The following is an 11712-nucleotide window of genomic DNA, read 5'->3' as shown; positions in this document are numbered from 1 at the left end:
CAGCACTGCGCCGGCGTTCCTGTGGCCGGGTTTGTCACCGCCCTTCACAGCTGCCGAGCCGGGTCGAGGGGCGTGTCCTACAGGAGCGCATCGCGGCACTGGTCGGAACGCGCTGCGACTTGTCTGATCGTGCGCGGCACGCGATCGCGCGGGCCTCCGCGCAGGCACTTGTCGAGGAGGCCCAATCGAACGCCGACCGATGGCGGCTGACGAACTACGCAGGCCGTCTCGCTAATCGGCCGTTGTTGATGGTGACCTCGGACGATGGGTTCGCTCGCGGCAGTGATGCGTTGGCCGATGCAATCCAGGACTGGGTGCTGCCCAGCTCGAGCGCCAGCATTTCGCGACCGATCACAGTTACTCGGATTGTCGGATTAAACTTCAAACAGCCGTTCTGCTGTGGCTGACACAGTTCTAGATTTTCGGCGTTGATCTACAATTGCCTGAGGGCTGATTCTTGCAGCGGTTCCTGCTCCGACAGAACCTCCGTCCACGAAAGGTCATCTGGACGAGAGCCACCCAACTCTTACCGCCCCAATTTACGTCAAGCCGGCCTAATCCGGTTGTCTTCAAAAACTACAGGCCCGGAATGTTCGATCAGGCAGCGCGAGCGTGGCGCTCCAGGGTAATGCTCACTTCCGGCAACGCCTCAAATGCGGGTTGGCAAACAGGGAGGGATCAGGCTGAGTTCTACGTAATCGTCGTCTTGCCCAGCATGGCCGCAAGTAGAGAGCCGCGAATTTGTGAGGCGCTCATGCTGGAGCTCTGAAACCCTCCACCTCGACCTGCGTTCAAAGGTCGAAGCGTGTTCTCGGATAGCATCGGATACCATAGCGCACGTTCGGCTTTAGCTTCGAGGCTGACGGTATTTCTGACGGCATGCTCTCTGCAGAGCGCGATATTAGCCATATATTTCACAGAGTTATGAGACCGGAAATAATCGAATGGGAGTGAGCAAGACACGGGATCGTGCGGGGCCCGATCCCGGCTTGCTCACTCGCCGGCCAAAGCCGGCGTTGACAAGAGCCCGCCGTCACGCGGAGCGTGATTTCGGCTTCATCATTCGGCGGCGGCAGCTGCCGTTGGGCAGGACTCAAAGTCGTCCGTGGCACGATCCCGGCTCGCTCACTCGCCGGCGACACCGCTGATAGGCCCGTCGGTCCCTCACTCCGTCTACCCTGAGCTTCGAAGCCTGCCAGCGCTCCCCCTTCGTCATCCCCGCGTTCGCTGGGATGACGGCTTCATCAGCGAGATGCTGGACGGCGACGTGGATGACCCCATTCGCGGAGATGACGCAACCTCGCTCCCAGCGTTAAGCCCGAAGCACGAAGCTCCAGTCGATGTTGGCCGGGCCATAGGGAGGCGGGGTGACCGCGGCGACGCGGGTGATCGTGTCGCGATCATAGCCCCAGGCGCGGACGATCGCCTCTCCGACGAAGCCCGCGCTTTCGACCGGGCGATCGCCGACGACGATGTCGTGGATGCCGCCCGCGATCATCCAGCAGGCGAGCGCCCAGGCCTGGTCGACGTCCTCCGGTGAAAGATCGAGGAAACCGGCCTTGATGCCCTGTCTCATGTCCTCCATCGCGAAGCCGGCGAAGCCGTCGCGGATGCGGTCGACGAGCAGATCGGGGCGGCGCGCCCACCAGCTCCAGATCGGCGTGCTGGCCGCCTCGCGGATCACGAGGCCGATCGACGTCGGCATGACGGCGGCCGGATCGGACCTCGCGAGATGTGCCGTGGCGACGGCGTTGCGGATGCCGCAATCGTGGATGATGCAGTCCAGCACTTCGCGCGCGACCTGATCCTTCGTCTCGAAGTAGTTGTAGAACGTGCCGAAACCGACGTCGGCGCGGTCGGTGATGTCCTTGATCTTGGCGGCGTCGACGCCGACCTCCGCCAATATGTCGTGCGCGGCCACGAGCAGTCGCGCGCGCGTGGCATTGCGGCGCCGGGAAACGCGCCCGTGCGCGGGCCTGGCCTCGTGCAGGGCCGCCGCTCCATCGTCGCCGCTCGCGATCGTTTCCGCCATTCGCACTCACGTCCGGGGTTCATGCCGGCCGCGTCATATGAACTCCGTCCCGCATCAGCAATGGCGCCATGATGCGGCGGCGGGCGAACACCGACGCAAGATCGATATTGATCCGGCGTCAGTTCGCTGGTATCCGGCGCGCTGAGCCAGCCGGCCCGTCCACCAGCGACGCCAGGACGATGGCGGGTGAGAGGAAGGAGGTCAGGCGGCGATGTCAGTCCATGATCTTCACCCCGCGGCCGCGTCTCCGCCTGCGCTTGGCGCGGGTACACGGCCCACATCGGCATATCCGGAGTCGGCCGGCACGCTTCCGGACGGCAGCGCCGCGTGAGGGGCAGGTCATGATCCTGACAGAGCCGCCGCGCGCCGCCCAAGATGCCGCGGACATGACGGTGCCGGCGCGGCGCCAAACGCTGCTGTTCCGGCCGGCGAGCGGTCCGGTCTCGGCGCTGGCGGTCGAGCTGCACGGCAGCGGGCTCGATCCGGAGCGGCACCACCGGATGACCGGGCTTGCCGAGCTGCTCGTGCCGCACGGGATCGCCGTCCTCATCCCGCAGGCCGGCACGCCGTTCCGGTTGATGCCGGCGTCGACGCAGGGGTTCGCCTGGACCGTCCCGGGCGCGCCGCTGCCCGATGCGACGGGCGCGGGCGGTGCGACGGACGGGGGCGACGCGCAGGCCGACGACGACGTTGACGACATCGCCTATCTGGCCGCACTGGTGGCGCAGACGCAGCGCATGCTCGGGCTGTGCGGCGCGCCGCTGTTCCTGTCGGGCTATTCGGGCGGTGCGCGGCTGGCGTCGCACCTGCTGACGTCGGGGCCGCTCGCGTGGACCGCCGCCGCCCTCGTCGCGGGACTGCGCTTCGTCGAGGGCCATCGACGGCCGCCGATGACCATCGTCTTCCACGGCATCGCCGACGCCATCAATCCGCTCGGCGGCGGCGCGGGGCCGCGTTGGGACATGAGCGTCGCCGAGGCCGCGTCCCGGTACGCACGCGCGCAGGGATGCGTGTCGCCGCCCCGCCGGGGCGACGTCCCGGGCGCCGACGTGCAGGTTCATCGGACCCCCGACGGCGAGGGCGCTCTATCGCTGTACGTCGAAGCCGGCGCCGGCCACGCCTGGCCCGGCACCCGCGACGCGGAGCATGTCGCGCTGTTCGGACCGCCAGGCGGGCATCTCGACGCCAGCAGGCTGATCGCGGACTTCTTCCTCGCGAGGATCGAGGTCCGTCACCCTCCGGACATCGGCCGACGACGACCGGGCCAGGACTGACGACCACAAGAACATGCCAGGAAGACGCCAGGAGAGAATAGATGAATGTACGCGCACTGCGACCCGCCTATATTCAGTACCGACATGCCTCTCTCGACGAGGCGGAGCGGTTCCTCGACGACTTCGGACTCGTCGTCTGCGGGCGCGAGCCCGGCGTGCTGTATCTGCGCGGCGTGGCGGCCGACGGCGTGTGCTATGTGGCGCATGAGGGCGAGCCCGCCTTCGTCGCGGGCGGCTTCGAGGTCGCCGACCGGGCCGTGCTGGAGACGGCGGCGCGCACGATCGAAGGAGCGTCGCTGGTCAAGCCGCTGCCGGGCCCGCAGGGCGGCTGGCATGTCGAGCTGCGCGATCCCGACGGGTTCCGGATCGACCTGATCGCGGGCCGCACGCCGCTCGAACCGCTGGAGGAGACGCCCGGCCGCGTCATCAACCTCGGCCATCGCAAGCTGCGCCTGGGCGAGTTCCAGCGGTTCGAGCGGCGCCCCGCCCGCGTCCGCAAGCTCGGGCATTTCGGCTTCAACGTCAGCAGCTTCGCCCGGTCGATCGCGTGGTACCGCGACAATCTGGGCATGTTGGCGACCGACACGCTGTACGACGGATCGGACCAGAACGACATCGCGGCGTTCATGCGCGTCGCCCGCGGCGACGAGTGGGTCGATCACCACAGCATCTTCTTCCTCGAGTCGCCCACCACCCACGTCCACCACTGCAGTTTCGAGGTCCAGGACCCGGACGAGGTGATGATGGGCAGCGAGTGGCTCAAGGCGAAAGGCTGGAAGCAGTTCTGGGGCGTGGGCCGCCACGTGCTCGGAAGCCAGGTCTTCGATTATTGGCGCGACTGTTCGGGCTTCATGATCGAACATTATGCCGACGGCGACCTGTTGAACGAGCGGTTCGACGGGGGTCGCCACGACGTCGCGGACGAGGCCCTGTCCGTATGGGGACCCCAAGCGCCCGCCGACTTCCTGTCCTGATACGCCCCCGCCGCCGCCATCATAATCAGGGCTCCGCAGACGGGTGCGGGCAGAGCCCCGTCAACCAGCCATGGGCTGCCTCGACGACAAGCTCGAAGCTCTCGTCGACCGATTGCGACAGCTGGAAGCCGCCGCGCGCCTCGATGTCCACGAAGCCATGCAGGCTGGCCCTGACGACGCGGATGGCATGTACCGACAGCGCGTCGGGTACGCCGTAGCTGGCGATGACGGCGTCGAACACCGCGACCACGCGCCGTGCCTCGGTCTGTTGCGCGTCAGAATCGGGCCTGAGCGGACCTTGAGTCAAGGTGTAGAGACCGGCATGATCGATCGCGAAACGCCGATAGGCGTGCGCGATCGACCCGAGGGCTGCGCGGCCGGCGCGTGCCATCGCGGCCGTCGTCAGCGCATCGTTCAGCCACCGGAGCGACAACGTCGAGACGCGGAGGATCAGGTCGTCCTGCCCGCCGATATGCTTGTACAGGCTGGGCGGCGCCACGCCGAGACGAGCCGCGAGCCGTGCGAGCGTCAGCGCGGCGAGGCCGTGCGCATCGACGATGGCCGCCGCCGCCTCCGTGACGATCGCGGGGCTGAGTCCCCCCCTAGGCATCGGCGGGTGCGAACGCTCCGCTCCTGCTCAGCTTCTGGAGGAACGCGTCGACGGCCGGGTTCACGGTCTGCGGATGCTCGAGCATCGGGGCGTGCCCCGCGCCGGGCACCGCGATCGTCTCGGCATCCGCGAAGTTCGACGCGACCCATGCGGCTTCGTCCATCGGCACCTTCCAATCGGGATCGGCGTCGCCAATGACCACGAGGACCGGCGCCGTCACGCGGCCGATCCACGGCGCGGCGACACGATGGTCGGCGCCCGCCAGCGTCGCGCGGAACGCGGCCCAGCGCCCCGGGCGTCGCAGCGACGCGGTCGTGCTCGCCGCGCGGTCGCGGGCCCGATCGCCGAGGCCGGGCCACAGCTTGGCAGCGTAGACGCGCCACAGCAAAGGCCCCCATGGACGCGCGAAGGCGAGCGACAGGACGGAGCGCGTGAACTCGCCCGCGCCGTTGCGGAGGAAGGGCGCCAGGAGGATCAGGCCGGCCACCTGCGCTGGACGTCGGCCCGCGGCGATGACGGCCGCCGCCGCCGACAGCGACGCGCCCGCGAGAACGGCAGGCCCGCCGCCGAGCGCGTCGACCAGCATCAGCAGATCCTCCCCGATCGCCTCATCGCCGTAGCGATCGAAGTGCGCCGTGCTGTCGCCATGCCCACGCAGATCGACGCGGGCCACGCGATAGCCCTGGGCGACCAGGTGCGCGGCAAGGGGCGCGAACGCGTCCCGGGTGTCGCCCATGGCGGGTGAGCAGATGACGAGAGGACCTTCCCCCTCGACCTCCACAGCAAGGCTGCCCCCGGCGATATCGAAATAGCTAATGTCCATAGCTAGCCGGCTATGCCTAATAGCTTGACGCGTCAAGCGTGCTCGCGGCAAACCGATCATGGCCGGAGCAGCGCCGTGTGCGCCTCGACGAGCCCGGCCCGTACGGGGTAGGGACGTGCTCCAACCGGAAGGACCGCCCATGACCACCGCCCGCTGGCACGATGCTGAGATCGCCCGCTCCGACGAGACCGTCGTCGTCGAGCGCAACCATTATTTCCCCGCCGACAGCGTCGACGCCGCGCTGCTGGAAGACAGCGCCACGCGCACCGTCTGCCCGTGGAAGGGCACCGCGCACTACAAGACGCTGGTGGTGGGCGGCGTCCGCAACCCCGACGCGGTCTGGTATTATCCCGATCCCAAGCCGGAGGCGGCGCAGATCAAGGGTCGGTACGCGTTCTGGAAGGGCGTCGTCGTTGGCTGAGCGGGACGGGCGGGCGCGTCGACTGGCGCGCGCCCTGATCGCCGCCGCGGCGCTGGTGGTGGTCGGCGCCGCGCCGCTCGCCGAGCCGCCGGACTGGACGCGGCCGACGCCCGCGTTCCGCATCGTCGGCCCGATCTGGTATGTCGGCAGCCTGGGGATCGGCGCCTATCTGATCCGCACGCCCAGGGGCGCGATCCTGATCGACGGCACGATGGCGCAGAACGTCGCGGGCGTGGAGCGCAACATCGCCGCGACGGGCACGGCCTTGCGAGATGTCCGCTACCTGCTCGTCAGCCACGCGCATTTCGACCATGTCGGCGCGGATGCGGCGCTGGTGCGCGACACGGGCGCGCAGGTGGTCGCCGGCGCGCGCGACCGCGCCGCGATCGAGAGCGGCGATCCGCCGGGCGAGACGCTGTACGCGCCCGTGCGCTTCGCCCCGGTCCACGTGGCGCGCGCGGTGGGGGAGGGTGACGTCGTGGCGCTCGGCGGCGTGACGCTGGTCGCGCACGCCTCGCCCGGCCACACGCCGGGCTGCACGACATGGTCGATGCGCGTCGCTGACCGGCAGGTGGCAGAAGGGCGGATGCTGGACGTCGTGTTCCCGTGCAGCGTCACCCACGGCTTCAACCGGCTGGTCGGCAACAAGGCCTATCCCGGCATCGTCGCCGACTATCGCGCGACGTTCGCGAGCATGGCCAGGCTGCCGGCCGACGTGGTGCTGCCGATGCACCCGGAGGTGGCCGACGTGATGGGCCGCCGCGACCGCGCGGCGCGGGGCGAACGGGACGCGTTCGTCGACCGCGGCTTGCTGCGCCGGGTCGTGGTTGACGCGCAGAAGGCGTTCGACGCGCAGCTCGGCGCGCAGGCGCAAGCCGCCGATAGCCGGCGCCGGTAGCGGGCCCGCCAGTCTTCCGGCCCGCGCGCAGAATGAGCGCGCTCGGCGGCAAGCCATGCTAAGCCCGTGGTTCCTGCAACCCCAGCATGGGAGATCGTCGTGGCCAAAAGTCAGCAGAAGTCGAACAAGGAAGTCCGCAAGCCCAAGGCGGAAAAGGCGCCCAAGCAGAACGCGTCCAATCCCTCCACCAAGGGCAAGGCGCCGGAAGAGGGCCAGCCGAAGCGCTGACGGGTGGGGCGTGACGGGCGGGCGCCGGGTCGCGCTCGCCCGCCGGAGGACGAACGCCCATGTCCAGGCTTATGCTGTCGATCGGCCGCTGCTGTCCGTCGGCTCGGGGCCGGGATATCAGGTGTGGGCATCGCTTTCGGCGGCGTGGTGGCAGAGCACGCGGTTGATCTCCGTCTGATAGCCGCGACCCTCGGCATGTTCCTTATACCAGGCGACGATATCGGCATCCAGCCGGAGCATGACCGGTGTCTTGAGCGGGCGAGAGAGGCCCGGCGGGCGTCGATGATCCGGGCGCGGGCTTCGTCGTCCGGCTCGGCATGGTCACTGACTTCAAAGTTCGGGTGGCGCCAATGACAAGAACAAGCCGTCATTCTCCCCGGTTCGGACGTAGGTCGTGATGTGGCCGTCGAACCCTCGCGGGCCTGGTTGATACTCCATGCCGATGATCCTGCCTTTGGGCGCAGCAAGCACGACGTGGCCGTTTTCAAAGCCCTGTGCCGTGATCGTATCGATACCAGGGCCGTGCCGAAGCGCGACATACTTGTCAGGCGTGGCATACAAGGCGCGCGACGTCGTTCGAGAAGCGACGTTACCGGAGACAGGCTGGTGTCCGACCAGGACGACGCCGGTTTGGGTCACTGCGTAAGTATCACCATCCGAAAGCTCGAAACCGTTTCCAAAGAGGCGTACGATAGGCACGCCTGCCGGTAGTCGCACGCGCGCGAGCAAACTCACGCGTCGCGGATCGGCATTGATGCCCGCGGCGGCCAGTCGCCCTCGCGTTGCAGGCTCGACAGTGCCGATCGCCGCTTGGACCGGGTTGGGATAGCGCAGAGTCGCCGCGCCATTTGAGACGGCAGCTGTTGAGATACCTGCCAAGCCAAGAATTACCACGAAAGGCCTCGTCATGAGCTTTCCTTTCCGTCGCACATGAAGACTATGATCAGCTTCAACGAGGCTAGGAGCTGGAAGTCGCAGGTGGCGCTTCCAAAAAGCTGGCGAGAGGCGGACGTACCGCTTATTACCAGACCCGGTCGGCTGGCTCTGGTCGATGCCCGTCCCGCCGCCCAGCCTCGCACCCACCTAGCCCCACCTGCGCCGCTGCGGTACACCCGCGCCCATGTCCACCACCTACACCGTCGACGGCGCGACGAGCCGTGCCACGCCCGTGCCTGCACCGATGAAGCGCGTCACCATCCCCGCGATCCGCGCGCGCAAGGCCGGGATCGCGGCGGGGACGGCCGAGCCGCTGGTGATGCTGACCGCCTACACCGTCCGCACCGCGCAACTGCTCGACCCGCATTGCGACCTGCTGCTGGTCGGGGACAGCCTGGGGCAGGTGGTGTACGGCCTCGCCTCGACCGTGCCGGTCACGCTCGAGATGATGGCGGCGCATGGCGCGGCGGTGGTGCGGGGCAGCCATCATGCCGTGGTCGTGATCGACATGCCGTTCGGCAGCTACGAGGCATCGCGCGAACAGGCGTTCGCCAGCGCCGCGCGGCTGATGAAGGAGACGGGCGCGGCGGCGGTGAAGCTGGAGGGCGGCGAGGCGATGGCGCCGACCGTCCGCTTCCTGTCCGAGCGCGGCGTGCCGGTGATGGGCCATGTCGGGCTGACGCCGCAGGCGGTGAACGTGCTCGGCGGCTATGCGGCGCGTGGGCGGGACGAGGCGGAGGCGGCGAAGATCGTGGCGGACGCGACCGCCGTCGCCGACGCGGGCGCCTTCGCGCTGGTGGTGGAGGGGGTGGTGGAGCCGGTCGCGGTGGCGATCACGCGGGCGGTCGCCTGCCCGACGATCGGCATCGGCGCGTCCGCGCAGTGCGACGGTCAGGTGCTGGTGGCGGAGGACATGCTCGGCCTGTTCGAGCGCACGCCGCGCTTCGTGAAGCGGTTCGGCGACCTGGCGGCGCAGATCGACGCGGCGGTCGCGGCCTATGCCGCCGACGTGCGCGCGCGCGCGTTCCCGGGGCCTGAGCAGGTGTACGCGCCACGGGGGTAAGGCTGACGGACGTCGCCGCGTGTCAGGTGAACAGCGCCCCGCGCTGTTCAGGCCATGCAAGGGCATGGCCGACCTGCCACGCCCTTTCGTTTCGCGGGCGGTGCCGCTATGGCTCGCGCCTTCCCCCAACCCGGAGCCCGCATTGGCCCTGACGCCCGACACCAGCAATCGAGCCTTCCTGCGCGAAGTGGACGAGGAAGTGCGGCGCGAGCGTGTCGCGGACATCTGGTCGCGGTACGGCATCCGGATCATCGTCGGTATCGTGGCGGTGCTCGTCCTGGCCGGGATCGGGCTGTGGTGGCGCAGCCATCGCGAGGCCCAGCGCGGCGTGGAGGGCGAGCAGATACAGGCCGCGTTCGACAAGCTCGCCAATGGCGACCTGAAGGGCGCGGACGCCGCGCTGGTGCCGATCGCGCGCGACGCGGGGCCGGGCTATCGCGCGCTGGCCGACATGACGCGCGCCGACATCGCGCTGCGCGGCCAGGACAATGCCGGCGCCGCGCGGCTGTTCGCCGCCGTGGTGGCGGACGGCGAGGTGGGCGCGCCGCTGCGCGATCTCGCGCTGGTCCGCCAGACGGCCGCGCAATATGACACGATGAAGCCCGACGCGGTCGTCAGCCGGTTGCGGACGTTGGCGGTGAAGGGCAATGCCTATTTCGGCAGCGCGGGCGAGATGGTGGGGCTGGCCTATCTCAAGCTGGGCAAGCGCGACCTCGCCGCCACGCTGTTCGGGCAGATCGCGGGCGACGACACCGTGCCTGCGACGACCCGCCAGCGCGCGGTGCAGATGGCGAGTGCGCTGGGCGCGGAAGCCTCGGACAATCAGGAGGCGGTGAGCGCCGCTTCGCAACGACAGGACAAGCCTGCGACATGACGACGACCATTGCTCTGCGACCGGGCATCTCACGCGACACTCACGCCCGGGCGGTTTCTTCGCGACTGGCGCTGGTGGCCGCGCTGGGCCTGACGCTCGCCGGCTGCGGCATCTTCAAGCACGGCAGCCACAAGACGCCGACGGTGGGCGAGCGCGTGCCGATCCTGGTGAGCGAGCAGCCGGCGGAGATCGACAAGACGCTGGCCACCGTCACCGTCTCGCTGCCGCCCGCGACGGTGAACGAGAGCTGGGCGCAGGCCGGCGGCAGCGCGGACAAGTCCAACGGCCAGCTCGCGCTCGCCGCCAGCCCGCAGCGGTTGTGGACCGCGACGATCACCGGCGGCACCGATCGCGCGCGGCTGGGCGCGTCGCCGGTCATCGACGGCGGCAAGCTGTTCGCGATCGACGTCAACGCGGTCGTCCACGCGATCGACGCCAATTCCGGCGCGCCGCTGTGGCAGACGCCGCTCGCTGAGGGCAAGAAGGGCCGGTTCGCGCGGTTCGGCGGCGGCGTCAGCGTCGAGGAGGGGCGCGTCTATGCGACCGACGGTCTCGGCGACGTCGTCGCGCTGTCGGTGGCGGACGGCAAGCAATTGTGGCGCGTGAAGCCGGGCGGGCCGCTGCGCGGATCGCCGACGCTCGCCAACGGCAACGTCTATGTGCTGAGCCAGGACAACCAGCTCTTCGCGCTCAGCGAGACCGACGGCTCGATCGTCTGGACGCAGACCGGCAGCATCGAATCGCAGGGCGTGTTCGGCGTCGCGGCGCCGGCGTCGAGCCAGGGCACGATCGTCGCCGGCTTCTCGTCGGGGGAGCTCAACGCCTATCGCTACGAGAACGGCCGCGTGCTGTGGCAGGACGCGCTGTCGCGCACGTCGGCCACCACGTCGGTGTCGAGCCTGGCGGACGTTGACGCCGACCCGGTGATCGAGGACGGCCGCGTCTATGCGGTCGGCCAGGGCGGGCGCATGGTCGCGGTCGACATCTCGACCGGGCAGCGGGTGTGGGAGCAGAACTTCGCCGGCATCTCGACGCCCTGGATCGCGGGCGAGTGGCTGTTCATCGTGACCGACGACGCCCGGCTGGTGTGCGTCGCGCGCGCGACCGGCAAGGTGCGCTGGATCACGCAGCTCCAGCATTTCCGCAAGGAAAAGGCGCGCAAGGATCAGGTGACGTGGTTCGGGCCGGTGCTGGCTGGCGGGAAGCTGGTGCTGACCAACTCGCTCGGCCAGCTCGCCTATCGCTCCCCCACCGACGGCGCCGCGATCAGCGACGAGAAGCAGAAGGTGCCCTATACGCTGCCGCCGGTGGTGGCGAACAGCACGCTGTACACGATCGACGAGCGCGGCCGGATCAGCGCGTATCGGTGAGAGACGCCGACAATCCTCCCCCGCCAGGGGGAGGGGGACCAGCGAAGCTGGTGGAGGGGGAGGCACCCCGACCGTCAGCCAGTCCTCCCCCTCCGTCGCCTGCGGCGCCACCTCCCCCTGGCGGGGGAGGATGAGTGAGGCGAACCGACCCGATCAATCCTCCCCCGCCAGGGGGAGGGGGACCAGCGAAGCTGGTGGAGGGGGAGGCA

Annotated in this window: 13 protein-coding genes and 1 pseudogene; 9 read left to right on the top strand and 5 right to left on the bottom strand. The window is 69.2% G+C overall.

Annotated features, from left to right (window positions below):
* A partial coding sequence (locus ACFE65_RS16490) for a hypothetical protein (RefSeq protein WP_375383453.1) occupies positions 1 to 407 on the top strand: 407 nt, incomplete at its 5' end.
* A 905-nt stretch (positions 408 to 1312) separates the two neighbouring features.
* Here the strand turns inward: ACFE65_RS16490 and ACFE65_RS16485 are convergent.
* Positions 1313 to 2032, bottom strand: coding sequence for a TetR/AcrR family transcriptional regulator (locus ACFE65_RS16485; RefSeq protein WP_375383452.1), 720 nt, complete (start codon positions 2030 to 2032; stop codon positions 1313 to 1315).
* Positions 2033 to 2373: 341 nt separating this feature from the next.
* Here ACFE65_RS16485 and ACFE65_RS16480 point away from each other — a divergent pair, with 341 nt between their 5' ends.
* Positions 2374 to 3306, top strand: a complete 933-nt coding sequence (locus ACFE65_RS16480; protein ID WP_375383451.1) for an alpha/beta hydrolase family esterase — start codon at positions 2374 to 2376, stop codon at positions 3304 to 3306.
* A gap of 41 nt (positions 3307 to 3347) precedes the next feature.
* Positions 3348 to 4280, top strand: a complete 933-nt coding sequence (locus ACFE65_RS16475) for a VOC family protein (protein ID WP_375383450.1) — start codon at positions 3348 to 3350, stop codon at positions 4278 to 4280.
* A 25-nt stretch (positions 4281 to 4305) separates the two neighbouring features.
* On the opposite strand, the gene ACFE65_RS16470 is transcribed toward ACFE65_RS16475, so the two are convergent.
* Both ACFE65_RS16470 and ACFE65_RS16465 read right to left on the bottom strand, forming a co-directional pair.
* Positions 4306 to 4890 (bottom strand): TetR/AcrR family transcriptional regulator, encoded by a 585-nt coding sequence (locus ACFE65_RS16470; RefSeq protein WP_375383449.1) that lies wholly within the window; start codon positions 4888 to 4890, stop codon positions 4306 to 4308.
* Positions 4883 to 5713: an alpha/beta fold hydrolase gene (locus ACFE65_RS16465; RefSeq protein ID WP_375383448.1), complete on the bottom strand. Its 831-nt coding sequence runs from the start codon at positions 5711 to 5713 to the stop codon at positions 4883 to 4885. The genes ACFE65_RS16470 and ACFE65_RS16465 overlap by 8 nt, the downstream gene beginning before the upstream one ends.
* Positions 5714 to 5852: 139 nt before the next feature.
* Between ACFE65_RS16465 and ACFE65_RS16460 the strand changes: the two genes are divergently transcribed.
* The 3 genes from ACFE65_RS16460 (at position 5853) to ACFE65_RS16450 (ending at position 7260) form a co-directional block, all read left to right on the top strand.
* Positions 5853 to 6134 (top strand): DUF427 domain-containing protein, encoded by a 282-nt coding sequence (locus ACFE65_RS16460; protein ID WP_375383447.1) that lies wholly within the window; start codon positions 5853 to 5855, stop codon positions 6132 to 6134.
* The gene (gene bla / locus ACFE65_RS16455; protein ID WP_375383446.1) at positions 6127 to 7032 is read left to right on the top strand and encodes a subclass B3 metallo-beta-lactamase; all 906 of its coding nucleotides are present in this window, start codon (positions 6127 to 6129) and stop codon (positions 7030 to 7032) included. The genes ACFE65_RS16460 and bla overlap by 8 nt, the downstream gene beginning before the upstream one ends.
* A gap of 99 nt (positions 7033 to 7131) precedes the next feature.
* Positions 7132 to 7260 (top strand): hypothetical protein, encoded by a 129-nt coding sequence (locus ACFE65_RS16450; RefSeq protein ID WP_375383445.1) that lies wholly within the window; start codon positions 7132 to 7134, stop codon positions 7258 to 7260.
* A 117-nt stretch (positions 7261 to 7377) separates the two neighbouring features.
* Here the strand turns inward: ACFE65_RS16450 and ACFE65_RS16445 are convergent.
* Positions 7378 to 7536 (bottom strand): annotated as a pseudogene (locus ACFE65_RS16445) (BrnA antitoxin family protein); the annotation flags it as partial.
* A gap of 54 nt (positions 7537 to 7590) precedes the next feature.
* Complete coding sequence (locus ACFE65_RS16440; RefSeq protein ID WP_375383444.1) at positions 7591 to 8169, bottom strand: hypothetical protein; 579 nt, start codon at positions 8167 to 8169, stop codon at positions 7591 to 7593.
* A gap of 211 nt (positions 8170 to 8380) precedes the next feature.
* Between ACFE65_RS16440 and panB the strand changes: the two genes are divergently transcribed.
* The 3 genes from panB (at position 8381) to ACFE65_RS16425 (ending at position 11503) form a co-directional block, all read left to right on the top strand.
* The gene (panB, locus tag ACFE65_RS16435) at positions 8381 to 9259 is read left to right on the top strand and encodes a 3-methyl-2-oxobutanoate hydroxymethyltransferase (protein WP_375383443.1); all 879 of its coding nucleotides are present in this window, start codon (positions 8381 to 8383) and stop codon (positions 9257 to 9259) included.
* Between the two features lie 64 nt (positions 9260 to 9323).
* Positions 9324 to 10133 carry a tetratricopeptide repeat protein gene (locus ACFE65_RS16430; RefSeq protein WP_375383442.1) on the top strand — a complete coding sequence of 270 codons (810 nt, stop codon included), beginning with the start codon at positions 9324 to 9326 and terminating at the stop codon, positions 10131 to 10133.
* On the top strand, positions 10130 to 11503 hold the full coding sequence (locus ACFE65_RS16425; RefSeq protein ID WP_375383441.1) for a PQQ-binding-like beta-propeller repeat protein: 1374 nt from the start codon (positions 10130 to 10132) through the stop codon (positions 11501 to 11503). Before ACFE65_RS16430 ends, ACFE65_RS16425 begins: the two co-directional genes overlap by 4 nt.
* Positions 11504 to 11712: the final 209 nt, after the last annotated feature.

Source organism: uncultured Sphingomonas sp. (assembly GCF_964237335.1).
Taxonomy (GTDB): domain Bacteria; phylum Pseudomonadota; class Alphaproteobacteria; order Sphingomonadales; family Sphingomonadaceae; genus Sphingomonas.
Note: the sequence above shows the minus strand (reverse complement) of the source record. Positions and strands in the feature narration are given on the sequence as shown.

Coding starts and splice junctions, on each gene's coding strand:
- ACFE65_RS16485 (WP_375383452.1), bottom strand. CDS start 2,032: ATGGCGGAAACGATCGCGAGCGGCGACGATGGAGCGGCGGCCCTGCAC.
- ACFE65_RS16480 (WP_375383451.1), top strand. CDS start 2,374: ATGATCCTGACAGAGCCGCCGCGCGCCGCCCAAGATGCCGCGGACATG.
- ACFE65_RS16475 (WP_375383450.1), top strand. CDS start 3,348: ATGAATGTACGCGCACTGCGACCCGCCTATATTCAGTACCGACATGCC.
- ACFE65_RS16470 (WP_375383449.1), bottom strand. CDS start 4,890: ATGCCTAGGGGGGGACTCAGCCCCGCGATCGTCACGGAGGCGGCGGCG.
- ACFE65_RS16465 (WP_375383448.1), bottom strand. CDS start 5,713: ATGGACATTAGCTATTTCGATATCGCCGGGGGCAGCCTTGCTGTGGAG.
- ACFE65_RS16460 (WP_375383447.1), top strand. CDS start 5,853: ATGACCACCGCCCGCTGGCACGATGCTGAGATCGCCCGCTCCGACGAG.
- ACFE65_RS16440 (WP_375383444.1), bottom strand. CDS start 8,169: ATGACGAGGCCTTTCGTGGTAATTCTTGGCTTGGCAGGTATCTCAACA.
- panB (WP_375383443.1), top strand. CDS start 8,381: ATGTCCACCACCTACACCGTCGACGGCGCGACGAGCCGTGCCACGCCC.
- ACFE65_RS16430 (WP_375383442.1), top strand. CDS start 9,324: ATGGCCGACCTGCCACGCCCTTTCGTTTCGCGGGCGGTGCCGCTATGG.
- ACFE65_RS16425 (WP_375383441.1), top strand. CDS start 10,130: ATGACGACGACCATTGCTCTGCGACCGGGCATCTCACGCGACACTCAC.